Genomic DNA, 24358 nt, shown 5'->3' with positions numbered 1-24358 from the left:
ATACCCACAAAAAGACACTATCTATAATCTAAATTTGATTATCACAATACTTTAAAATAATAAAATTACCTTATTAAAAACAAACAGCATTATTTATTTTTAATAAAATAATACTATTAAATCCCTTCACCAATGACAAGATACTCTATATTCTCTCTATATGCTGTTGAAATTCAACTTCCCTTTAGAGTACTTTTTAAGTGGATAAATTTTTAGAGATATAATCGATCGATTATATCTCTAACCTCTCTACTACCTTACCATCCTCTAAATGACTCTCTACTATCTCCTCTACATCATTAGGGGTTACATTACCATACCAAACTCCTTCAGGATAAACAATCACTATTGGACCTTTGTCACAGATCCCCAAACAGCCTGTATTAGTCACCATCACATCACCTGTTAAGCCATAATCTTCAATCTCCATCATAAAGTTTTGAATAATCTCTACAGAATCTTTATTGACACAATAGCCCCTTTGTTGACCATTGATTCTTGAACTAGAACAGACAAAGACATGATACTTAGGTTTATTCATCTCTATCTCCACCCTTCTCTTTTTATAATATAAGTACCAGTAATCAGTATGGGTAAAAAACAATTAAACTTATTTATTAATCATTACTCCTCACTTATTATCCCCTACTAGTTACTGATCATCATAATTTAGCTAATCTGCTTTAAATTGAGCTTTTCTACTGCATGTTCAATACCATCCTCAATAGCATCATATAACTCTAGGGACTTAATACCTCTTTCCAAAAGCCTCTTCTTAGGTTCATAGCCTATCCTCATAGACAAGACAGCTTCACAATCAGCTAACAAGTCAATTATATTACTCATCTTATCATATTTATCTTCACATTCTTTACCAGTACAGTATTTATCTATACTCCTTTTATCAACCAATGCTATCCCTTGTTCAGTATACTTATATACTAAGAAGTTATCTACATGACCAAAATGTTGGTCAATTAATCTTCCTGTTTTTGAGGCTACTGCAAACAAGAGGCCCCTACCTTTGATACTATCAAACACCTTCTCTTCTTTCTCTTGATCTTCAGAGATTGAATCTCTAAATTCAATAGATATATCCTGAGACAACTGACCAATAGCATCAGCCCTACACTGTTTACAGTGATACATCTGCTTTAAATCAAGAGAACACCTATCCCTTAACTCATCCAATTCCTTATTACTAACTAAAGGCATATCCTCAAATTCACTACCTTCTGCTGGGATAAGTGGCATTATATTTGTCATAAAGGCTCCACATTCCTTTACTTTATCAACAACCTCTGGAATATACTCATCATTTAAGCCTTTAATCATCACTATATTAACCTTACATAAGACCCCTTTACTTGATAAATAACTCAACCCTTTCAATTGATTATCAAGTAGAATCTTTGCCCCTTCTTCTCCAACCAGTACCTTGCCTTTATAATAGACCCATTTATAAATTGATGCCCCTATCTTAGGGTTTATAGTATTAATAGTAATAGTAACATGTCTAACACCTAACTGAATTAACTCTTCAGCATATTCAGGTAACATCAACCCATTTGTAGAGATACAAATAGTCATCTCAGGATCATCTTCTCTAATCAGTTCAATAGCTTTTTTAGTCTCCTCAAAATTTGCCAAAGCATCACCAGGTCCTGCAACCCCAATTACCTTTAGGTTAGGAAGCTTCTCTTTAACTACTAAATATTTATTATACGCCCCTTCTGGTGTTAATACTTCACTGGTTACCCCTGGTCTACTTTCATTTAAACAATCATACTTTCTGTTACAGTAATTACAGCTTATATTACATTTAGGTGCGACAGGGATATGCATTCTCGCATATTCATGAGCACATTCGCTATAACAGGGATGTTTTGTAGTCTTTAACATAGTATCTAATGATGTCTCCTCTGGAAAATTCATATTTAAATCAACTGAACAACCACCCATCTTATACCCCCCTTTTTCCACTCCTCACCTTCTTATCTATAGGAGTTCTTCTAATCATTATATCTTGTCAGCTATTAATCACCTTATCTCTAGTAAGCAGATTATTCACTTATATTCATCTATATCTTAGCTATTGCCTTTACAGGATTAAGAGTAGTAGTCTCAATTATTGCTTTAATACCTAACCCCCTCAAACTCTCTACCATTCCTCTACCAATCTTTCCAGAAATAACAACATCACAGTCTTTGATATCTTCTATAATATGATTTTCATGATTTCCATCAGTAACTCTACTCTCTATAAAAGTAATCTCTTCTGAATCTTTAGAAAAGATATAGAAGATCTTTGCTTTACCTAAATGAGAAATAATCTCTTCATTACTATTAACACTTACAGCCACTTTCAAGATAACCCCTCCTTTTTTATCCAGCAAAGTATTTATCATACATATCTTCACGATAAGAACTATGCTTTCTCTCTAACAATGTATTGGTAATCTTATCTAAAAAATTGACAGAGCCATCATAACCTACATAAACTCTTCTTTGAGCACCCATTCTATCATGGATTGGAAAACCTATTCTAACTAAAGGTATTCCATCCTTTTCAGTGATAAAATTACCATCAGAATGTCCAATCAAAATATTAACATCCAATTTATTGACATAATCTCTAATAGTTTCAAAATCAGTATCATCTATAATCAAAGTATCCTCAACACCTAATCCAAAACCCTTCTTTAGAAGTTCTTCTAACTTAGATGTCTTAGCACCTGTAGCTAATAATGCAGGAAAAATCCCATTTTCTAAGCATAAGGTTGCAATAGCATAGACAAGTTCTGGTTGCCCGAAGATAGCTGCTCTTCCTTGAGCATTATATTTATGGGAATCGACCATAGCATCTAACATCCTTCCCCGAGCTTGAGTCAATTTAAGATTAGGCTTCTCCCCTGTTATTTCAGATAATAAACTGATAAATTTATCTACATTGGCTAATCCAGTAGGCAGAGGAGCTCTATATAAAGGCACTCCAAATTCATCCTCTAAAAACTTACCAGGAGAAATATTATCATCGACTAAAACCCCTAACTCAATTGTTGCTTTAGCTCCACCCATACTCTCAATATCCTCAATTGTAGTTCCACCCTCAGGTAACTTTTGATAATCCTTTGAGTAAGGAGCATCTAGAGTTTCAGAGATATCAGGTAATAAATTATAGCTAATTGAAAAAGACTCTAGTATATCCTTAATTCTTCTAATATCACCTGGAGTTAAATTTCCCGCAATAATATTAACCTTCTCATTTGATCCTTCACTTGCTAACCTTTCTACCATCTTTCTTAGTGATAAATAATAGCCTTCAAACTCTGTACCTCCATAACCAGGTGTTGATACTGGAACAAAGGTTACATCACCAAGATTCTCTTCTTTTACAAACTCAGTTACCAACCTATCAATATCCTCACCAATGGTCTCTGCCAAACAAGTAGTTACTACACCAATTACTTTAGGGTTATAAAGTTCAATTGTATTCTTCAAACCCTTCTTTAAGTTATTTTCTCCACCATAAACAGTCCCCTGTTCAGTTAATGAAGATGAGGCAATATCAACTGGCTCATTATAGTGGGTTGCCATATGTCGCCTTATATAAGTACTACAGCCCTGAGAACCATGCATCATCAAAATTGCCTTCTCAATTCCCTTAAAAGCAATTGCTGCACCCATTGGCATACACATCTTACAGGGATTAATATTTAAATTTACAAAGTTACGAGCCATATCTATTCACCCCTACTTTCATTAGCAATAATCTTCCAAATTGGACTATTTAAAGTAGAATCAAGCTCTTTAGCAAAGTTAACAGCTCCTATAAAACCAGTTAACGGGTGCTTTCTCTCATGGTTATGGTCACAGAAAGCTACTCCTAGCTTATAAGCTAAAGGCCTCTCCTTAACACCACCAACCAAGATATCCGCTCCCCTTTCCTTCATAAACTTCTCAAGTTCAGTAGGAGTGGCATCATCTAAGATAATAGTACCTTCATCAGTCAGCTCTCTTATCTGATCATACTCCTCCTTTTTACCGGTCTGAGTTCCAACCATTACAGTCTTAATACCCAAATCAGCAAATTGTTTGATTAGAGATATAGCCTTAAAACCACCACCGACATAGATAGCTGCACTATAACCTATTAATCTCTGACGATAGAACTCTAACTTCTCTTCTATCTTAGCCTTCTCTTCTTTGATCAACTCTTCTACATTATTAATAACCTCTTCTTCTCCTAATAACTTGGCAATCTCCCTTAAAGAAGAGATTGTATCTTCTACACCAACAAAACTGATCTTAACAAAGGGGATATCATACTTCTCCTTCATCTTTTTAGCCAAAAAGGTCATAGAACCAGCACATTGGACTATATTCAACTCTGCCTGAGGAGCTTTCATTATCTCCTGACAGCTTGAATCCCCAGTAAATTTAGCATTGACCTCAATTCCAACCCTTTCAAGATATCCTTTAAGAATCCACATCTCACCAGCTAAATTAAAGTCCCCTAAAATATTAATTCCCTTTCTCTTAATAGGTGCAAGATTAGTATCCATTAAAGCTAACATAGCACGACAGGCTGCCTTATAACCACTAGATTTATTGCCTGCAAAGCCTGGGGCTTGTACTGGAATCACCCTAATACCATACTTCTTCTCAGCACCTCTACAGACTGCATCTAAGTCATCACCAATTACACCTACTACACAGGTTGAATAGATAAAGATAGTCTTAGGACTATACTTCTCCATTATCTCATCAATAGCAGCAATCAGCTTCTTCTCTCCACCAAAGACAATATCCTTCTCTCGTAAATCTGTAGAAAAACTATTTCTAAAGGTCTCTGCACCACTACTTAAACTACCTCTAATATCCCAAGTATAACTAGCACATCCAATTGGTCCATGGACTATATGATAAGCATCGGTAATTGGATTTAGCACAACTCTAGCTCCACAATAGACACAAGCCCTTTGGCTTACAGATCCTGCTACACTATCTTGATCACATTTTAACCTTTTTTCTTTATTCTTAAAGTTACAGAGAATAAAATCTTTTCTTTCATCTAACATTCCCACTTCTGAACCTTGACTCATTGGACTCACCACCTTATAATATATAATAGTGATGATATATTTGTAGAGCAGGTAGATATTTGACAATTTTAATATTTTTATATTAAAATTGGTAACAATTTGGTGATTTGATTGGTATTATAAGCAGTATGGTGAATGTACCAGATTCACCATACCACTTGTAATAGTTACATTACTAATTCTAAATCCTCTTCAGTCGCATCTCTATCTGCTCTATCTAATAAAGCACCACTTATCTTTTCAATCAATCTCATAGCACCTTTGTACCCAACAATTGGTAAATAACTTTGAACACTTCTATCCAAGATTGGGAATCCAAATCTTACTAATGGGATATCCTCTTCTTTAGCGATATACTTTCCATAAGTGTTTCCAATTAATAAGTCTACTGGGTCATTTTTAATCCATTGATGTAATTCTAATAAATCACCTGGACCCTTAACCTTAGTGCCTTCTACTCCAGCATCTTCTAAGATAGCATTAATTTCTTGTGCGAATTCTTTACCTGGAGTACCAGTTACAACATACCTAGGTGTCATACCAAGACTTACCACAAATTCTGTCATAGCAATCACTACATCAGGATCACCGAAGATAGCAGCTGTTTTGCCATGGAAGTGGAAATGAGTATCTGTCATGATATCAACTAACTGACCTCTTTCTTCCTCTAAAGCATAAGGAACCTCTTCGCCAGTAATCTTAACTAATTGCATAATGAATTCGTCAGTTGCTTTAACTCCAATTGGAGTCTTTAAAACATAAGGTTTAACACCACATTTACGCTCTAACTCAAAAGCCCCTTCTGCTGAAGCAAAACTTCCAAAAGCAATTGTAGCTTTAGCATTTCCAGCATCTTTTATCTCTTCAACAGTAGTTCCACCCTTTGGATACATCTCATACTTACCTGTCATTGGAGAATCTACTACTCCACTAGTATCTGGTACCATTGTAAATGGAATTCCCATTAATTTTGTGATTCTTTTGATCTCTCTCATATCGCCAGGGTCTACAAATCCAGGGATAAGGTTGATTTTATCATTACTAGCCTCTTCATCCTTTTGAGCAAGTTGTTTCATCATCGCTTGCACCATGTTAGAATAACCAGTAATATGTGAACCAACATAACTTGGTGTACTAGCATGGATAATAGTCTTACCTTCTGGAATATCCATAGCAGCTACCATAGACCCTACATCATCACCAATTGTTTCTGATAGACATGTTGTATTAATGGCTACAACATCTGGATCATAAAGCTTCCATATATTCTTCATTGAAGTATTTAAGTTTGATCTTCCCCCAAATACCGAAGCACCTTCAGTAAATGAACTTGTAGTGGCTACAACTGGATCTCTAAAATGTCTAGTTAAGTGCATTCTATGGAATGAACAACATCCTTGAGAACCATGACTATGAGGTAAACATTTATTTATTCCTAAAGCAGCATACATTGCTCCTATTGGTTGGCAAGTCTTTACTGGATTTACTACCAATCCACTTCTTTCTGTAACTTTCTTTGGCGTCAATGACATTAGCTTGCACCTCCTAATTCTGCTTCTATTTGTGGATCATTCTTCCATGGTGCTGTGATATAATTCCAAGTTGGAGTATTTATACCAGCAGATATATCTCTAGCAAAGTTAACAGCACCTTTAAATCCAGCATATGGTCCACTATAGTCATAGCTGTGTAGCTGCTTTGAGAAGATACCCATCTTCTGAGCTACATACTTATCTTTGATTCCTGAACCAAAGACAGCTGGTTTTAAGGCATTAAGAATAATTTCAGTCTCATAATGGTTTAAGTCATCTATAATAACCTGACCATCTTTCATCTCTGAAATCATACCTTTATAATCACCTAAAGGCATCTCTTCTTGAAGCTTTTTGTATCTCTCTTTAGATAAACGTAATTTATAACGTTTTTCATCCTTAGTTACTGTTAATTCAGGAATATTTCTATCATCAGCAGTCATCTCAATATCTGGAATAATCCCTCTTCCTTCATAATCATCACGATGACCAAACTCATATCCCGCTACCACAGTCTCGATACCAATCTCTTTAAATAAGTTCTGATAATGATGAGCTCTAGATCCACCCACGAATAAACAAGCAGTATTTCCATCACACATCTCTTTATACTTAGCCAATAGATCTTTGATTTCTCCTAATTCTTCTTCAATTACCTCTTCAGTTCTTTGAATTAATGCTTCATCATCAAAGTATTTAGCCATATTTCTAAGAGTCTCTATAGTTCCTTGTACTCCAATAAAGTTTACCTTCAACCAAGGAATACCAAACTTCTCTTCAAGCATCTCTGCAATATAGTTGATTGAACGGTGACATTGTACCAAGTTTAAATCTGCTGTATGAGCTGTTTTAATCTCTTCTAAAGTACCATCACCAGTCATTATAGAGACAATATCATAACCAATCTTATCTAAGATTCTAGATATTTCAAATCCATCTCCACCGATATTATACTCACCTAATAGGTTAATTGGATATTTCTTCTTAGGCTCTCTCTCTTTTGTTCCTATTACATGCTCCATTAAATTATTATTAGCAATATGGTGACCTGCTGACTGACTTACACCCTTATAACCTTCACAACTGAAAGCCAATACAGGAATACCATACTTCTCTTGAGCCTCTTTAGCTACAGCATTAATATCATCACCAATTAATCCTACTGGACAAGTAGCACTGATACTGATTGCTTCAGGCTCAAAGATCTCTACAGCTTCTTTAATAGCTTGTTTTAACTTCTTCTCTCCACCAAATACGATATCAGGATCTTGCATGTCAGTAGAGAAAGCATAACTAATAAAGTTCTTCTCACCATCCTTTGCTCTACCTTTATGACGTCTTGTTCCCCAAGTATAATAGGAACATCCTATCGGACCATGAGTAATATGGACTACATCTTTCAATGGTCCCAAAACTACCCCTTTACAACCTGCATAAGCACAACCTCTATTGGTCATAATACCAGGGATAGTTCTAGTATTAGCCATAATATGCTGTTCATTTTTATTTGAATCTTTAACCATCATGTGCTCTTTCCTGTTCTTCATAGATTTACCAGGATAAGCACTTAATAAATTATCTAATAATTTTTTATTATCTATCATATCGGTTCACCTCCAAAGTTTAAACTTATAACCTTATATAGCCTCTTCTCCCATCTCTCCTGTTCTTACTCTTGCAGCTCCAGTTACCGGAATAACAAATACCTTACCATCCCCTGCATTACCACTTTTATTGACACTAATGATAGTATTAACTACCTTTTCTACATCATCATCGTTAACTATTAATGTAATTAACCTTTTTGGAACCAAACGATGCCCTTCAGATACTGCTTCAGCCACCTCTGGAGATTCTATCTCCGCTCCAGATAATAGTGAATTAATCAACTCATAATCAACCTTCTTCTTACCCCTACCATAAACCTTACGGCAAGTCATTGAGTCAAAACCTTCTGCAGAAAGAGCTTTTTTGGTCTTATTAATCATGTTCATTCGAACAATAGCCATAACTTCCTTCATCACAAGACCTCCTTTTATAAGCCTTTTTTACCAGTACTGATTGTGTAAGCCTCTTCAACTTCACTTACAAATATCTTTCCATCTCCAAAGTTACCTTCACCAGTTTTAGCAGTTCTAATGATAATTTTAACTAAATCATCTACATCCTCATCATTTACTACCATTAATAACATCTCTTTAGGTAGCTCATCATAATGGATATCTCCTACTTTAACACCTCTTTGCTTACCTCTACCTGCTACATCAATCTTAGTAACAGCTGGAAATCCTGCATCACTTACTTCTGCTAATATCTCATTAACCTTCTCAGGTCTTACAATTGATCTTACCATCTTCATAATCTGTATACCCCCTTAGTTTAATGGTTAATAGCAATATAGTCAGTTAATATTACCTAATATTTTATCTATATATTACATCTCTAATATTTTATCAATCAACACTCAATATTAACTGACTTCCGCTAGTAATCGATTCATATATTTAAAAAGCACTGAATTACAATTCTAAAATACCATGTTCCATCATCAATGATTCTAATTCTTCTTGTTCCATAGGAGTTGGAATTACAAACATTTCATTATCATCAATTGCTTTAGCCAAAGATCTATATTCATCTGCCTGACCAGACTCTGGATCATAAGCGATAACTACCTTTCTGTTGATCTCTGCTCTTTGAACAATATTATCTCTTGGAACAAAGTGAATTAATTGACTTCCTAACTCTTTAGCAAAAGCCTCTAATAATTCAAGTTCTCCATCTACCTTACGACTATTACAAATGATTCCTCCTAATCTTACTCCACCTGATTCAGCATATTTCTTGATACCTTTACAGATATTGTTAGCCGCATACATCGCCATTAACTCTCCACTTGCTACGATATAAATCTCTTGAGCCTTTCCTTCACGAATTGGCATCGCAAATCCACCACAAACAACATCTCCTAATACATCATAAAATACATAATCTAATTCATCTGTATAAGCTCCTAAACTTTCTAACATACTGATAGAAGTAATAATTCCACGCCCTGCACATCCTACTCCAGGTTCTGGTCCACCTGATTCTACACAACGGATATTACTAAAATCTGTACCTCTTCTCATGATATCATCTAACTCAATATCTTGACCTTCTTCTCTTAAAGTATCCAATACCGTCTTCTGATCCATTCCTCCTAATAACATTCTTGTAGAATCAGCTTTAGGATCACATCCAACTACCATAAGCTCTTTACCCATCTCTGCCAATGCTGATGTTAAGTTCTGAGTCGTAGTTGACTTACCAATACCACCTTTTCCATAAATAGCTACCTGTCTCATAAAAATTCCTCCTCTTCTTATTTTCTTATATTTATTTAAAGACAAGTTAACCTGTCTTCAAATCAGAAGCAAACTGACATAAGATCTATAAACATCTAACATGATACGCAAGATATTTATCAAATCTAACATCGCAAAGTACTAATTCTTACATTTGTGTGTTAAGTATGTGTTAATTATAATCTTATTTTTATCCTATGTCAAGAAAAAAATAGATTTTTTTACCAAACTTAACACAAACATAACAAATATATTACAAATACATTACATTAATATGTTAATTATTAAATGAACCTCACACGAATATCTTCTCTAAGACAACTTAACTTTTTTAAAAACTAACATTATTATACAAAAATAAAATGAACCAATAATGCTCTTTTCTAAATCAAATTCTTTAAATCATAACTTTATATTAATTACTAAACTTCAAAACATAACCTCTTAATAAAATAGGGTCTCTGCAAGAACAGAGACCCTTCATAAAATTCTTTAATTTTTCAATTAAATATTTTAAACAGTAAAACCATCTACAGAACTCTTTAATCCTTCTGCCAAAGACATTAATTCTCGAGATGATAATCTAAGCTTTTGAGACATAACAGCAATATCATTAGCACCACTCTCAACTTCTTCACCTACAACAACTAATCCTTGAGCATCATCTGAAGAAGCTTGAATATTAGCGGCTGCATCAACGATGCAATTTTCTATATCCCTAAAAACACTTCCCGCATTTTCAATAACATTCTTACCAGTTAAAGCCTTCTCTTCAACATCAGTTACAGCTTCTAGACTCTTTCTAGAAGTAACTTGAGTTTCATTTATCAAATCTCTAATCTTATCGGTCGCCTGACTAGTATTGCGGGACAAGATCCGAATCTCTTCTGCAACAACTGCAAAACCTCGCCCCTTTTCACCAGCACGAGCCGCTTCTATAGCTGCATTTAAAGCCAATAGATTTGTTTGAGAAGCAATATCATTAATCATCTTCACAATATCACCTATCTCATTAGAATTACCCACCAATTGATTGATAGCTCCAACTCCTACTTTTACAGAGTCATTTATCTCTTCCATCTTTAAAATAGCATCTCCTAAGCTAGCACTACCAATCTCAGTTTTAGAAGCAGCCTCTTGGGAAAGAGCGCTAGCCTCTTGGCTTCCAGCCGAAATCTGACCGATACCAAGCTTCATACTATCGATATTAACCACAGTACTTTCTGCTATCAAATTACTCTTTTCAACAACCGAAGACAACTCTTCACTACAAGAAGTCAAAGTATTAATCATCTTAGCCAAGTCACTAATCAAAGCTTTAACCTTTCTGTTTGTCCTGTTAAAGACATTTATTAATTTATCTTCACTGTCATTTAAGCCATCTAAGAATAACTGTGTACTGAAATCACCTTCAGCCATCTTATTCAACCCTAACAATACCTGCTCGATAACCCTACCACTTAAAGAACCGAAATCAGGATAGGAACTAGATCCATGCTCTGAAATATCCAAGCCTTTTATCTCTTCTTCATTAGAAACCCTTAAACCAATGATTAGATCAGTTAATTTAAAAAGAATATATGATAGAGAGAAAGTCCAAAGAGCTACAGCTAGTACACCCTTTAATTGAATAAGAAATAACCCAGCCCCCCCTCCATAAAAGAATCCACCTTCTGTTGCAAATAAACCTACCATCAATGTTCCAAAAATACCACATACCCCATGTACCGACACAGCACCAACAGGATCATCTACATATAAACCTTCTATCATATCCATTGCAAAAACTACAACAACTCCTGCCATAGCACCTATAGCCACAGCTCCAAAATCATTGACACTGGCTGTCCCTGCTGTAATCCCTACCAGACCTGCCAAAGCACCATTTAAGGTCATGCCAACATCAGCCTTTCCAGATTTAAGCCAGCTAGTAAGTAAAGCCAAACTCGCTCCAGCAGCAGCAGCCAAATTAGTCGTCATGGCTATAGAAGCGATATCCAAATTAGTTCCTGCAAGAGTGCTCCCCGCATTAAAGCCAAACCAACCAAACCATAAGATGAATACACCTAAAGCAGCCATTAATAAATTATGCCCTGGAATCTTATTGGCAGAACCATCTTCATTATACTTTCCAATCCTCGGTCCCAAGACTATCGCCCCAGCCAAAGCAGCCCACCCACCTACTGAGTGAACAACGGTAGAACCAGCAAAATCGATCATATCACCTAGCCAGCCACCACCCCAAATCCAATAACCGACTACAGGATAGATAAAGCCACTAATCACCAAACTACATATCAAATATGCATTAAATTTCGTCCTACCCGCTATAGCTCCAGAAACAATAGTTGCTGCCGTTCCAGCAAAGACAACTTGAAATAACCAAAAAGCAGGTAATGGAATATCCAATCCCAAGTGACTAAAATCCCCTTTTAAAAACAAGCCATTAAATGATATAAATTTACCCCCTACCCCAAACATGATACTAAACCCTAAAATCCAATAAATCAAAGAACCCACAGAAAAATCCATTAGATTCTTCATGATAATATTCCCTGCATTCTTAGCCTGAGTAAAACCAGCCTCCACCATCGCAAAACCAGCCTGCATAAAGAAAACTAAAAAAGCAGATAACAAAGTCCATACCGTATCAATAGCAACCTCTTCCTCACTTCTTACTACACTTTCTGCCCAAACTGTATTAGATACTATAAAGAAGATTAACAATAATAAAACACCAGAAATCATCATTCTTTTCAACACCATCCACTCCTTTTTAATGTAAACTTTATGTTATGTATATGTTAATTATAAGGTATGAAAGCTATTATATCAATGTGATTTTTATTATTTTGACAAAAAATTTATATTTATTTTTACATAATAGTAATAATTGCCTCTCTATACTACTCCTCATTAGTGAGTAAGCACAAACTAAAAATTAATCCCAAAGAAGTTCTAAAGATTTATATTAACACTTTATACCAGAATTAATATGATATACTAATCAGGTTAAAATATTATAAACTTGGTTAAGCATACCCATTACCTTATCCAAATATCACCTCTAGCGGATATTCAGATATTTTTATTAAATCTGAATAAAAAATACCCCTGAATTCAGGGGTATTTTTTAATTTAATTAATAGATTAGTAATAACTAGCTTCCATATATAATAATTGATATATTGCGACATTTTGGTGTAATGTGAGTGGGTTGTCATTGAAGTTTACTCAAACTTATATAAAAAGCATTCTATTATCCTTCTATTATATTAATTTTTATATTATCACAGAGTAATTAATCAGGGTAATCTTATTAATTAGGTGAATCATATACTATCTATCATACTATTTTTACCAATTAAAGTAGAACTTATGGATAAACAATCACAAAAAATGGTTTATTGAATATTATATACCAAATAGAGAAAAGGAGGTGCACTGTTATGAGCAACTGTGGCTATGGAAATGAAGCTTTTGTTATCTTCTTAGTTCTAATATTATTAATCTTAGGTAGTTTTAACGATTGCTAGTACTAAAGAAAATATTAGTGTCGTTATCAGGGAAAATGGATAAATATTATATACCAACAGAAAGGAGGCAACAGCATAATGGGTGACTACTGTGGAAAAGACAATGAAGCTTTTGTTATCTTCTTGATTCTTATCCTATTGATTTTAGGTACTATGAATGGAGGATGTTAATTAGCAATGTCAATATTGTTTAATAAGGAGGTGTACCTCATGGGTGATTACGGAAATAGTTATGATGATAATGGGGCTTTTGTTATCTTCTTAGTTCTTATCTTACTAATCTTAGGTGCTAATGGATACTACTAATAATCAAATATAAAGGTAGAGAAAATATTTTCCCTACCTTTATATTTACATTATATGTAACAGACTAATGTCACTTATAAAAATTTAATCTTAGAATATTTGACTACCTAATAGGCTCATATTTTTAGACATTTTATAATTCAATCACAAAAAATGGATTTTTGAATATTATATACCAAGTGAAGAGGAGGTGAAGATAATGGGTTATGAAGATAATGGAGCATTTGTTATATTCTTAGTTCTTATCTTACTAATCTTAGGTGCTAATGGATATTACTAACACCTAGTATTAAAATCCTCACAATTTAATTATCTAATCCTATTAAAACACTTACTGAAGATATTCCTTCAATTATAGTACAGCAGCAAAGGGAGGTGAAAAAGATGGGCTATGAAGATAATGGAGCTTTCGTTATATTCTTAGTTCTTATCTTGTTAATCTTAGGTACTATAGAGTAATATAAATATAACTATCAATAAAAAGGAGGTGCATCCCGTGGGTGATTACGGAGGCGGTTATGAAGATAATGAAGCTTTTGTTCTATTCTTAATCCTTATCTTGTTAGTATTAGGTACTATGGGATACTGCTAAAGTTATTAAAAGTCATAATAGAAAGAGGAGAATCCTCAGTTGAAGATTCTCCTCTTTCTTTGCAAATATATTATATCCTAAACTTACTAACCAAATTGCGCAACTCTTGGGACATAGTCGCTGGCTCTTGGGAAGACTGGGTTCTTTAAATAGTTTAATACCTATCCTATTTATTTAATCTTATTATCTTCTTTTCTAGATTCTTCTTTGTTACCCTATAATAACCTGCTACCTCTACCTTATGGTTCTTTAATATTTCTAAAGGGTTAGAATTAGTATTGATTCTAATTGCCATTCCACAATCAGCAGTAATCTCTGCTAAGACAGGTACCAGCATAATCTTATACCCCTCTTCTTTTAAAACCCTTTCAGCTGCTAAAGCATGATGAGTAGAATTGAAGACTAACAAATTATATTCATTATTTAAGCCCATTACTATAACCTCTCTTCTTTAAGAACTAACCTTGATCTTAGCACCATGGCCTCTAACCTTGGCAATCACAGTGGCATCATTAATACCTAAAGCATATAATTCTATCAATAGATCAGCCACTTTATCCTCAGAGACCGAAATCAATAACCCACCAGATGTCTGAGGATCAAACAACATATCAACTATACTCTGCTCCATCTCTGTTGCAAATTCAACCTTCTCTTCTAAATGCTTTTTATTAGAGTAAGCCCCTTCAGGAATCAGTCCCATCTCTGCATACTCCAAAGCATCAGCAAAGATAGGTAATTCACTAGCAAAGACCTCTATCTCAACACCACTACCTTCAGCCATCTCCCATAAGTGACCTAAGAGACCAAAACCAGTTACATCAGTACAGGCATTGACTCCGATCTCTTGCATTGGAGCTACAGCTTTATCATTTAAAGTAGTCATCGCTTTAACCGCTGAATGATTTTGCATATCAGTAATTAAACCACCTTTAATTGCAGTAGAGATAACCCCCATTCCTAAAGGCTTAGTTAAGATTAGATAATCACCAACTTGAACCGCTGAATTGGTAAGTAGCTTCCCCTCTTCTATTACCCCTGTTACAGATAGACCATACTTTGGTTCATCATCTTGAATAGTATGTCCTCCCGCTATAATTGCACCTGCTTCTGCCACTTTATCGGCTCCACCCTGTAAAATCTCACTTAAAACCTCTTCTCCTAAGCAAGGGGGAAAACCAACTACATTCATCGCCAACAAGGGTCTTCCTCCCATAGCATAGATATCACTTAAAGCATTGGTAGTAGCAATCTGCCCAAATAAATATGGGTCATCCACTATCGGTGTAAAGAAATCTACAGATTGAATTAATATCTTATCATCACTAAATTGATAGGCAATAGCATCATCCGACTTATCTAAGCCTACCAATAACCTCTCATCTTCTGATTTAAAATCAACCTGATTTAAAACCTTAGATAGAGTCTGTGGACTCATTTTGGCCGCACAGCCTGAGGTCTTACTATATTGTGTTAACTTGATTTTATCTGACATCTTATTTATACCTCCTTTATAATAATCTACCTCTTAAATTACATTTAACTATGATGCTTTATGGCTATATTGCGATACTTTTAAACCCCAGTGTATAGTGGATAGTTGATAGTTAAGGTCTTTAAAAATGAAAAGAATTATTGTTTGAGCTTTGAGCGAAGCAAAAATTGAACTAGAATTTAGAGTCTAATCAAATTTTTACTAAAGCATATGATTAATTATAATAGTTAATACTCTAATTGCTGAGTGATTTTTAATTCTTTTCTAGACCTTTTGGTGACTTTTGCAGCAATGGCAAAAGTCACTCGGGAAAAAAGCTGATAAGCTTTCCCGAAATATTTTTTAATAATTTTACTATTTTTTAAAAGTAAAAGTTTCACAATATCTCTCTATAATGATACTACATCCCCATTATTTAGACTCTCAACAATTTCATACATATTGGTAATAGTACCTACCTCTAATTTTTCCGTTAAGCCATAATAGTTCAAGCAAGCTCCACAGGCTACAACCTCTACCCCTTGCTCTATTAGCTCTTGTAAATGCTCCTTAGCCTGCTCATTTAATGTAGGAATCTTAACACCTGAGTTGATAAAGATAATCTTAGCTGGCAATGGGTTTATTTCTAACAAAGTACTAATAAATCCCTTCATCAAGGCTTGACCGAGCTCTTCTTCACCCTTTCCTAAGATATCTGTACTAATAAAATAGACCTTTCCCTTAGTTTCTTCTTTTTTATCTACAATACCATCAACTTTTTTAATAGTTAGCCGATATTCATCGCTTTCTTCTAATAAAGTAACCTGACAATTTAATTTCTTAGCTAACTTCATTACATTATCCTTGGCAACTTGATCATCTAGCAATACCAATAATTCATCATCTTTCTCTAAAGCCTTTTTAGTCTCAATTACCGGCTTAGGACAGACTAATCCTCTTACATCAAGTTCTTTCATAAACTAAACTCCTCCTTATCCTTACTTATCTTAGATAAAACATCTAAGATAATATCTACCTCTTCTTCTGTATTAAAATAGGAAAAACTGACTCTAACCATACCTATATCTTTAGTATTCAAGGCTTGATGAAGTAAAGGGGCACAATGTAATCCTGCTCTAACCAATATATCAAATTGATTCTCTAAAATATAAGCCACATCAGCTGCAGCTATCCCTTTTAGATTAAAGCTTACAACCCCCACTCTCTCTTCCACATCTAAATCACCATAAATTATAATATCATCTATTTTCTCTAGCCCTGTTATAAACCTCTTAGCTAGTTCCAATTCTTCTGCTCTAATCTTAGCAACTCCAGTCTCCATCAAAAAATCAATCCCTGCACCTAAACCAATAATCCCCATAGTATTAAGAGTACCTGCTTCATATCTATCTGGTAAGAGAATAGGCTGGTAAGTAGATAGGGAGTCACTACCTGTTCCACCCTCTATCAATGTATCTAATTCAACACCTTCCTTAATATATAAAGCACCTATCCCTGTAGGACCATATAAAGATTTGTGCCCTGCTAAAGCCAATAAATCTATCTTCATCTCCTCAATATCTATCTCAACTACACCTGCTGTCTGGGCAGCATCGACTAGATAGGTAATCCCTCTCTGATGGGCTAATTCCCCAATCCTTCCAATATCAATTACGTTTCCAATTACATTAGAAGCATGGGTAGTTACTATCAAGCGAGTATTTTCTTGGATTTGATCCTCTAACTGCTTTAAATTCAATCTACCTTTTTGATCGACTTGAACAATGCTTAACTCAATCATATTACTTCTTTCTAACTTCCTTAAAGGGCGTAGTACAGAATTATGTTCAAGTTCTGTGGTGATTACATGATCATCTTGTTTTAAAATTCCTTTTATCCCTAAATTCAATGCTTCAGTAGCACCAGAAGTAAAGATAACCCTTGAAGAATTAGGAGCATTAATTAACTTGGCAACCTTACTTCTAACATCAAATATTTCTCTCTCAATTCTAGATATACCAACTCCACCAGACCTTCCAGGATTATAGCCTACCTCTCTCATACAAGAGTTGATTGCTTGATAGACTCTTTCTGGCTTAGGACAAGTGGTAGCAGCATTATTAACATATATCATAGTACCATACTCCTTTTATCAGTTCAGTAACATTTAATAAATAAAGAGTAACTAGTAAAAGATTAAATACTTATTACTGATTACTCATACCAATATTATTCTTAATTTTAAAATGGTTACCCAGTATTACTTTGAAGTTCTGAGGGTTGATAACCCCCTTGCTTTTTAACTAGAAATAGGTGTTCTAAATATTTAAATAGAACAAAAACTACCAGAGCAATTGATAACAATTCTACTACCTTTGCTGGATAATACAGCAAAAGAAGATTAAAGTTTTTCTGTAAAAAAGCTGAAGCTAACTTTAACCCAATAGCTGTAATCACAAAAGGAAAAGTAAAAGCAGAAAAACTGGGATAAAAATTACTAGAAATCATTTTAGGAAGATAAATTATAACAAGGGTTATCATAACTAGTGTTAATAAACTCAGCCCCCTACTATCATCAAATTTTTATTAGCAAAAACGCTCATATATCCTGCCAAACAGAGACCAGCAGGGGCTGTAAAGATAGAGATAGTAGGTAAAGCAGCCTTCTTAATCTCTCTAATAACTAAAACCCGATAAGTGACTGTCGGGAGTAAAACCATATAAAAAGAAAAATCAACCCAGAAGATTATCTGCCCTAGTTGTATATAATTAAAGGTTGGAGCAGTTACACTAGCTACTACTATTCCCAGATAAACGATAAAATAGCTAGGAAAGACTTTTCTGATATCAAAGTTGAAGATAAAGCCAATAGAGAATAAAACCATTAATAAGATATGTAGAATAATTCCTCCATACCAGAAATACAAAGCTACTTGAGAAGAAAAAGGAACTATATAAGTGGCTAAAATCATAATTGCCATAGAGAAGGTCGGGAAAACACTAGCTACAATGGAATTCTCTAATTGAGGTAAAAAGCCCTCCTTGTCAACAAAGAAATTAGCGATTAGCAGTAAAGCTATTAATGTGGCTAATATTCCAGCTAGATAACGATATTGACTACCATAGACCTGGATAAGATTACCTAAACCAGCTAAACCAAGCATCAACCTTGCTATTGATACTGGCACCTGTTTCAAAATTTCTGGCATTTATTCTTTACCCCTATTTATTTTAATTCAAATTGAAAGTTTAATCAATTATTAATCAAAACTCCATCTTCAATAAACTTACTCATTACCCAAGCAGCTACATCTCCTGTAATCCCAATGCAATGCTCAACCCTCTCTGGACTAGCAAAATCTTTAAACTTAGCAGTAATCACTCTACAACAGGTAGAACCATACTTATCCTTAATGTAATCATGGAGCCCTTCACTTCTAAGAAAAGAGTTACTTGGCATCTCAGCTTTTGGCTCTGTCCTTCCATACTTTAACCCCAAGGCCATTACTCCACCACTTATAGCCCCACATAAACATTTTGATTTACCGATTCCTACTGGAAATCCTGAAGCCAACTTTACAATCTCTGGTGGTAATTCTTCTCCCAATAATTGGTTGATAGTTGTCAACACCGCTTCTGAACAGTAATAATCTCCTTTTTTAAAATATCCTTCTGCTTGTTGACGGGCACTTTCAATTAAATTATTTTGTTCCTGATTCATAGTTTAAATACCCCTTTCACAATTAGCATAACTCTTAACTAATTTTAATATTTGAATGTTAATAATATCTAATTATACCAAGAAGATGGCTATTTATCCACCTCCTTAATATCTAACTATCAAATATTTTATGTTTTTATAGATAAATATACTTAACTATAAATAAGAAGCCCAATAAGTAGATAATCCAGTGAACATCTTCACCTTCACCATGGAAAAACTCGATAATTAGATAGATAACAAATCCCAAAGAGATACCTGTAGCCTTAAACTGGACTTGACAAAAATGTAAATGTTTTCAGAATAGAAATACCATCCTCTCTTAATCGATAGAAATCTTTGAGATACTTTTCTTGGCTCAAATTACTATCTACACATAAAGGGAGGTTATAATCTATCACATTATATCTAGCCTTTAATTCTCTCTTTGCTAGACCTTTGATTAATGAAGCTTTTGTTCTATTCTTAATTCTTATCTTATTAGTCTTAGGTACTATGGGATATTGTTAATCTAAATTAAATAAAATTAAGGGGAGGCACTGCCTCCCCTTAATTTTTGATTGATTAAATTTTAGTTAAATACAAAGCTATTCAATTACAACTCCATAATCTTCTAACCAGACATTGACCTGGATTAAATAAGCAAATAACTGTGGCAATCTCATCAACTGACCAAACCACGGAATATCAAAATCACCATCACTTGCAGCTAGCTTACGAATATAATCTACATCAATCAAATCAAGAATTGGTGAATTATTATCATTGATAATCTCTAATAACCAATCTCTAGTAGCTGCAAAATAAGCTGGGTCAAAGGTCTTGGGATAAGGATTCTTCGGTCTTAACCTAATATCCTCAGGTAAAATACCTTTTAATGCTTCACGTAACACTCCCTTTCTTCTACCACCAACATTCTTCATCTCCCACGGGATATTCCACACATACTCTACCAATCTATGGTCACAGAAAGGAACTCTAACCTCTAAGCCAGTATACATACTCATTCTATCCTTGCGGTCAAGTAAGGTTGGCATCCAACGAGTCAGATTCAAGTAAAACATCTCTCTCATTCTCTCTTCAATTCCACTCTCTCCAGCCAAACGAGGAACCTCAGATAACGCTTCTTGATAACGGTTTTCCATATACTTTTGAGGGTTAATTCTTTCTATCAAATCAGTAGATAATATCTTAACTCTATCATCTAGCTTTCTTGACCAAGGAAAGGTATTTGCCTCTAAAGCATCTTGATTATGATACCACGGATATCCACCGAAGATTTCATCAGCACACTCTCCAGAAACCCCTACAGTAAATTTCTTCTTAATCTCTTTACAGAATAGATATAAAGAAACATCTATATCTGCCATCCCTGGCAAGTCACGGGCATAGACCCCATCCCTTAAAGCCTCTACCAACTTATCATTACTGAGCCTAATATAGTGGTGAGTAGTTCCTAAATAATCTGTCATCTTCTTAATCCAGACATCATCAGGATCTGGTTGGAACTCATTGGCTTCAAAATGATCCTCATTTCCTTCATAGTCTACTGAATAAGTATCTATATTCTCTTTACCTTCTCTAATAAAAGCTCTACTAGCAACTGCACTAATCGCGCTAGAATCTAATCCCCCTGATAATAGTGTACAGATAGGAACATCAGAGACCAACTGTCGCTCTACAGTATCTATAAATAACTCTCTAACCTTAGCTATAGTAGTCTCCAAATCATCTTGATGGAGCTTACTCTCTAATTTCCAGTATTGCTCCTCTTTAATTCCATAACGATTGACTACCATCGAATAACCAGGCTTTAGCTCCTTAATCCCTTTAATAACTCCATGCCCTGGAGTTCTACCTGGACCTATAGTAAATATTTCTGATAAGCCATCTTCATCAATCCTAGCCTCTACTTCAGGGTGAGATAACAAGCCTTTCAACTCTGATGCAAATAAGAATCCATTCTCCTGCTCAGTATAAAAGAGTGGTTTAACACCTATTCGATCTCTTGCTAAGAAGAGCCTTTCCCTAGACTTATCCCAAATAGCAAAGGCATAGATACCATTTAACCTCTTAACACATTCTGAGCCCCAAGCTATGTAGGAAGTCAATAAGACCTCTGTATCAGAGTGACCTTCAAAAGAATGACCTTCTGCTTTTAAATCTCTTCTCAAATCTTCAGTATTATATAGCTCACCATTATAAACTAAAACATATTGATTGTTCTGATACTTCTTAACCATCGGCTGCTTTCCACCCTCTGGATCAATAACAATCAATCTTCTATGAGCCAAAGCCACATTTTCTGAACTCCATTCTCCTCTTTCATCAGGACCACGCTTCTGCTGACAATCAGCCATCATCCCAACAATACCTTGCTCTCTTCTTAAGTTACGTTCCCAATTTAACCAACCTGCAATTCCACACATACAGATACTCTCCTCCTTTATATTTTTTATTAATCCAATGTTAATATTATGTTATGTAACCTAATAAAATTACTCACAACAAGATACTTAACACAAGATTAACATACATTACTCTGCCTCTCTGTTTTACAGTATATCTTATGTGTGAAATTGATTTTCGTTCTCATTTTTTCTTTTTTTATCTTTTACTTTAACCATATAGGCTGCCTATATTTTGATTCTTCTAATTAATCTTTTATATAAATAGTGATTTTTTATGGGTATATTGCGACACTTTTCACACCTCATCCCCAACCCTTCTCCTACTCTTAGGAGAAGGGAGAAAAGTAAAAGAGAAAGAGTTTCCCCTCTTATTAGTTAAGGAGAGACTGGTTGTGTACAAAGAGTAATTGAACTGTATTACTCGTAAGGGGATTAAGGGGTGAGGTGTGAGGTTTTGAACTTAATTTTTAACTATAAAAGTATCGTATCATCTATCTATTGTATCAGTCTTTCTATAAGCAAAAGAAGTAGTAAAAATAAAAACACTATACTCACCTCATCGGCTTTCTAGTGTTTCTATTCATAATTTATGAAGTTTTTACTGTCCTCATCCATCCTTTTATCACTCTACCATACTCAGAATTAATTCTCGTAAAACCTTACAAGCTACTGCTGTAGAAGCACCACTATGGTCATAATGGGGAGATAACTCAACAAGATCAGCACCAACTATATTTAACTTGGTAAATTCTTCAATAACATCCATCAACTCTTTGAAGGTGATACCACCAGCTTCAGGGGTTCCTGTACCAGAAAAGATAGATGGGTCTAAGATATCAAGATCAATTGTGATATAAACTGGTCTATCACCAATCTCTTCAACTGCTTTATCTAAGCCTTGACAATCAAATTTTCTTAAGCTCGTATGGGACTTTGCCCATTCAAACTCTTCTTTAGTTCCTGAACGAATCCCAAATTGATAGATTCTATTATCACCTAAAAGGTCCCAAGCCCCCCTAATCACTGTAGCATGGGATAGCTTATCACCCATAAACTCCTCTCTAAGATCTGTATGGGCATCAAAATGTAATAATACCATATCATTATATCTCTCATAAACAGCCTTAATGGCTGGCAAACTAACAAGATGCTCTCCACCAATCATCATCGGTTTCTTGCCATCTTTAACTATTTGACTAGCATAGTCTTCTATCATATCTAAAACCTTTTGAGTACTTCCAACAGGAAAATCCAAATCCCCCGCATCACAGATATTATAGTTCCCTAAATCGCGGTCTAGATAAGGACTATAGGTCTCTAACCCATAAGAATCTACCCTCATAGCCTGAGGAGCAAATCTTGTTCCTGGTCTAAAAGACGTCGTCCCATCAAAAGGGCTACCAAAAACTACAATATCAGCACCTTCATAAGATTTGTCTAGTCCAATAAAAGTAGTTAATAATTCTGGTTTAGTCATTCTCTATCATCTCTTTTACATAGTTTGGTAATGCAAAAGCTCCTACATGAATATCTGTATTATAGTATTTAGTCTTTAATCCTAATGAACTCCATTTCTTAGCATCAAAATCCTTAATTGGATGTAACTCTTTTGAAGCAAAACCAAATAGCCAATGCCCTGATGGGTATGTCGGCATATGGTATTGATAGACTTCAGAGATAGGGAAGATACTCTTAATCTTCTTATTAGCTCTAACCAGCTCTTTAGCATTCTGGTTATAATAAGGGCTTTCATTTTGATTGACTAAAATTCCCTTATCGGTCAAAGCATTATAACAATTTTGATAGAATTCAGTTGTAAATAACCCTTCACCTGGACCAATTGGGTCTGTTGAATCTACTATAATTAAGTCATATATCTTCTCTTTACCTTCAACAAACTTAACTCCATCTTCAAAATAGAGATTTACCCTGTCATCATTTAATTTAGAGGATGTAAATTGTAGATACTCTATAGCAGACTTAACTACTAGCTCATCGATCTCAACCATATCGATCTGCTCTACCGATAAATATCTACTTATCTCTCTAACAGTTCCTCCATCTCCACCACCAATGACCAAAACCTTCTTAATGTCTGGATTTGTTGCCATAGCAACATGGGTTATCATATCATGGTAGATAAACTCATCCTTCTCATTTACCATCATCAATCCATCTAGTGTTAACACTCTACCAAACTCATAGCTCTCAAAGATATCTACTCTTTGAAAATCACTCTGCTTAGTATATAGATATTCTTTTACTTTGATTCCAAATCTAACATTCTCAGTATGCTCTTCTGTATACCATAACTCCATTACCTTACCTCCAATT

The 24358-nt window shown here is 34.7% G+C and carries 21 protein-coding genes and 1 pseudogene; all 22 read right to left on the bottom strand.

Annotation, left to right across the window (positions count from 1 at the left end; translation table 11 throughout):
- Window positions 1–232 precede the first annotated feature (232 nt).
- Window positions 233–541: a 2Fe-2S ferredoxin gene (locus U472_RS07225; protein WP_068716943.1), complete on the bottom strand. Its 309-nt coding sequence runs from the start codon at window positions 539–541 to the stop codon at window positions 233–235.
- Window positions 542–669: 128 nt separating this feature from the next.
- A complete protein-coding gene (gene nifB, locus U472_RS07220; RefSeq protein ID WP_083189799.1) occupies window positions 670–1962 on the bottom strand; it encodes a nitrogenase cofactor biosynthesis protein NifB in 1293 nt (430 codons plus the stop codon).
- Between the two features lie 119 nt (window positions 1963–2081).
- On the bottom strand, window positions 2082–2363 hold the full coding sequence (locus U472_RS07215; RefSeq protein ID WP_245684771.1) for a NifB/NifX family molybdenum-iron cluster-binding protein: 282 nt from the start codon (window positions 2361–2363) through the stop codon (window positions 2082–2084).
- A gap of 22 nt (window positions 2364–2385) precedes the next feature.
- Window positions 2386–3741 (bottom strand): nitrogenase component 1, encoded by a 1356-nt coding sequence (locus tag U472_RS07210; RefSeq protein ID WP_068716939.1) that lies wholly within the window; start codon window positions 3739–3741, stop codon window positions 2386–2388.
- Between the two features lie 2 nt (window positions 3742–3743).
- Window positions 3744–5105: a nitrogenase iron-molybdenum cofactor biosynthesis protein NifE gene (gene nifE / locus U472_RS07205; RefSeq protein ID WP_068716936.1), complete on the bottom strand. Its 1362-nt coding sequence runs from the start codon at window positions 5103–5105 to the stop codon at window positions 3744–3746.
- 167 nt (window positions 5106–5272) lie between these two features.
- Window positions 5273–6637: a nitrogenase molybdenum-iron protein subunit beta gene (gene nifK / locus U472_RS07200; protein WP_068716935.1), complete on the bottom strand. Its 1365-nt coding sequence runs from the start codon at window positions 6635–6637 to the stop codon at window positions 5273–5275.
- Entirely contained in the window at window positions 6637–8241 is a 1605-nt protein-coding gene (gene nifD / locus U472_RS07195; RefSeq protein ID WP_068716933.1) for a nitrogenase molybdenum-iron protein alpha chain, read from the bottom strand. Before nifD ends, nifK begins: the two co-directional genes overlap by 1 nt.
- A gap of 33 nt (window positions 8242–8274) precedes the next feature.
- Window positions 8275–8658 (bottom strand): P-II family nitrogen regulator, encoded by a 384-nt coding sequence (locus U472_RS07190; protein ID WP_068716931.1) that lies wholly within the window; start codon window positions 8656–8658, stop codon window positions 8275–8277.
- 14 nt (window positions 8659–8672) lie between these two features.
- A complete protein-coding gene (locus tag U472_RS07185) occupies window positions 8673–8996 on the bottom strand; it encodes a P-II family nitrogen regulator (protein ID WP_068716927.1) in 324 nt (107 codons plus the stop codon).
- Window positions 8997–9156: 160 nt separating this feature from the next.
- Window positions 9157–9984, bottom strand: a complete 828-nt coding sequence (nifH, locus tag U472_RS07180) for a nitrogenase iron protein (protein WP_068716925.1) — start codon at window positions 9982–9984, stop codon at window positions 9157–9159.
- 513 nt (window positions 9985–10497) lie between these two features.
- A complete protein-coding gene (locus U472_RS17545; protein WP_342672725.1) occupies window positions 10498–11181 on the bottom strand; it encodes a methyl-accepting chemotaxis protein in 684 nt (227 codons plus the stop codon).
- 273 nt (window positions 11182–11454) lie between these two features.
- Window positions 11455–12750 (bottom strand): annotated as a pseudogene (locus U472_RS17540) (ammonium transporter); the annotation flags it as partial.
- Between the two features lie 1834 nt (window positions 12751–14584).
- Entirely contained in the window at window positions 14585–14851 is a 267-nt protein-coding gene (locus tag U472_RS07170) for a putative Se/S carrier protein (RefSeq protein ID WP_068716923.1), read from the bottom strand.
- An 18-nt stretch (window positions 14852–14869) separates the two neighbouring features.
- Complete coding sequence (gene selD, locus U472_RS07165; RefSeq protein WP_083189797.1) at window positions 14870–15913, bottom strand: selenide, water dikinase SelD; 1044 nt, start codon at window positions 15911–15913, stop codon at window positions 14870–14872.
- 227 nt (window positions 15914–16140) lie between these two features.
- Complete coding sequence (locus tag U472_RS16755) at window positions 16141–16293, bottom strand: hypothetical protein (RefSeq protein WP_176714118.1); 153 nt, start codon at window positions 16291–16293, stop codon at window positions 16141–16143.
- A gap of 9 nt (window positions 16294–16302) precedes the next feature.
- On the bottom strand, window positions 16303–16869 hold the full coding sequence (gene yedF, locus U472_RS07160; RefSeq protein WP_068716921.1) for a sulfurtransferase-like selenium metabolism protein YedF: 567 nt from the start codon (window positions 16867–16869) through the stop codon (window positions 16303–16305).
- A complete protein-coding gene (locus tag U472_RS07155; protein ID WP_068716919.1) occupies window positions 16866–18026 on the bottom strand; it encodes an aminotransferase class V-fold PLP-dependent enzyme in 1161 nt (386 codons plus the stop codon). The genes yedF and U472_RS07155 overlap by 4 nt, the downstream gene beginning before the upstream one ends.
- 424 nt (window positions 18027–18450) lie before the next feature.
- The gene (locus U472_RS07150) at window positions 18451–19101 is read right to left on the bottom strand and encodes a TDT family transporter (RefSeq protein ID WP_245684758.1); all 651 of its coding nucleotides are present in this window, start codon (window positions 19099–19101) and stop codon (window positions 18451–18453) included.
- 44 nt (window positions 19102–19145) lie between these two features.
- Entirely contained in the window at window positions 19146–19613 is a 468-nt protein-coding gene (locus U472_RS07145; protein ID WP_068716917.1) for a C-GCAxxG-C-C family protein, read from the bottom strand.
- A 587-nt stretch (window positions 19614–20200) separates the two neighbouring features.
- Window positions 20201–22042, bottom strand: coding sequence for an asparagine synthase (glutamine-hydrolyzing) (gene asnB / locus U472_RS07140; RefSeq protein WP_068716916.1), 1842 nt, complete (start codon window positions 22040–22042; stop codon window positions 20201–20203).
- 604 nt (window positions 22043–22646) lie between these two features.
- Entirely contained in the window at window positions 22647–23501 is an 855-nt protein-coding gene (speB, locus tag U472_RS07135; RefSeq protein ID WP_068716914.1) for an agmatinase, read from the bottom strand.
- Window positions 23494–24342, bottom strand: a complete 849-nt coding sequence (gene speE, locus U472_RS07130; RefSeq protein ID WP_068716911.1) for a polyamine aminopropyltransferase — start codon at window positions 24340–24342, stop codon at window positions 23494–23496. The genes speB and speE overlap by 8 nt, the downstream gene beginning before the upstream one ends.
- Window positions 24343–24358 lie beyond the last annotated feature (16 nt).

Source organism: Orenia metallireducens, from assembly GCF_001693735.1.
Classification (GTDB): Bacteria; Bacillota; Halanaerobiia; order Halobacteroidales; family Halobacteroidaceae; genus Orenia; species Orenia metallireducens.
Note: the sequence above shows the minus strand (reverse complement) of the source record. Positions and strands in the feature narration are given on the sequence as shown.

Excerpts from the sequence above, each read along its gene's own strand:
- U472_RS07225 (WP_068716943.1), bottom strand. The coding sequence starts at position 541 with ATGAATAAACCTAAGTATCATGTCTTTGTCTGTTCTAGTTCAAGAATC.
- nifB (WP_083189799.1), bottom strand. The coding sequence starts at position 1,962 with ATGGGTGGTTGTTCAGTTGATTTAAATATGAATTTTCCAGAGGAGACA.
- U472_RS07210 (WP_068716939.1), bottom strand. The coding sequence starts at position 3,741 with ATGGCTCGTAACTTTGTAAATTTAAATATTAATCCCTGTAAGATGTGT.
- nifE (WP_068716936.1), bottom strand. The coding sequence starts at position 5,105 with ATGAGTCAAGGTTCAGAAGTGGGAATGTTAGATGAAAGAAAAGATTTT.
- nifK (WP_068716935.1), bottom strand. The coding sequence starts at position 6,637 with ATGTCATTGACGCCAAAGAAAGTTACAGAAAGAAGTGGATTGGTAGTA.
- nifD (WP_068716933.1), bottom strand. The coding sequence starts at position 8,241 with ATGATAGATAATAAAAAATTATTAGATAATTTATTAAGTGCTTATCCT.
- U472_RS07190 (WP_068716931.1), bottom strand. The coding sequence starts at position 8,658 with ATGAAGGAAGTTATGGCTATTGTTCGAATGAACATGATTAATAAGACC.
- U472_RS07185 (WP_068716927.1), bottom strand. The coding sequence starts at position 8,996 with ATGAAGATGGTAAGATCAATTGTAAGACCTGAGAAGGTTAATGAGATA.
- nifH (WP_068716925.1), bottom strand. The coding sequence starts at position 9,984 with ATGAGACAGGTAGCTATTTATGGAAAAGGTGGTATTGGTAAGTCAACT.
- U472_RS17545 (WP_342672725.1), bottom strand. The coding sequence starts at position 11,181 with ATGAAGCTTGGTATCGGTCAGATTTCGGCTGGAAGCCAAGAGGCTAGC.
- U472_RS07170 (WP_068716923.1), bottom strand. The coding sequence starts at position 14,851 with ATGGGCTTAAATAATGAATATAATTTGTTAGTCTTCAATTCTACTCAT.
- selD (WP_083189797.1), bottom strand. The coding sequence starts at position 15,913 with ATGTCAGATAAAATCAAGTTAACACAATATAGTAAGACCTCAGGCTGT.
- yedF (WP_068716921.1), bottom strand. The coding sequence starts at position 16,869 with ATGAAAGAACTTGATGTAAGAGGATTAGTCTGTCCTAAGCCGGTAATT.
- U472_RS07155 (WP_068716919.1), bottom strand. The coding sequence starts at position 18,026 with ATGATATATGTTAATAATGCTGCTACCACTTGTCCTAAGCCAGAAAGA.
- U472_RS07150 (WP_245684758.1), bottom strand. The coding sequence starts at position 19,101 with ATGCCAGAAATTTTGAAACAGGTGCCAGTATCAATAGCAAGGTTGATG.
- U472_RS07145 (WP_068716917.1), bottom strand. The coding sequence starts at position 19,613 with ATGAATCAGGAACAAAATAATTTAATTGAAAGTGCCCGTCAACAAGCA.
- asnB (WP_068716916.1), bottom strand. The coding sequence starts at position 22,042 with ATGTGTGGAATTGCAGGTTGGTTAAATTGGGAACGTAACTTAAGAAGA.
- speB (WP_068716914.1), bottom strand. The coding sequence starts at position 23,501 with ATGACTAAACCAGAATTATTAACTACTTTTATTGGACTAGACAAATCT.
- speE (WP_068716911.1), bottom strand. The coding sequence starts at position 24,342 with ATGGAGTTATGGTATACAGAAGAGCATACTGAGAATGTTAGATTTGGA.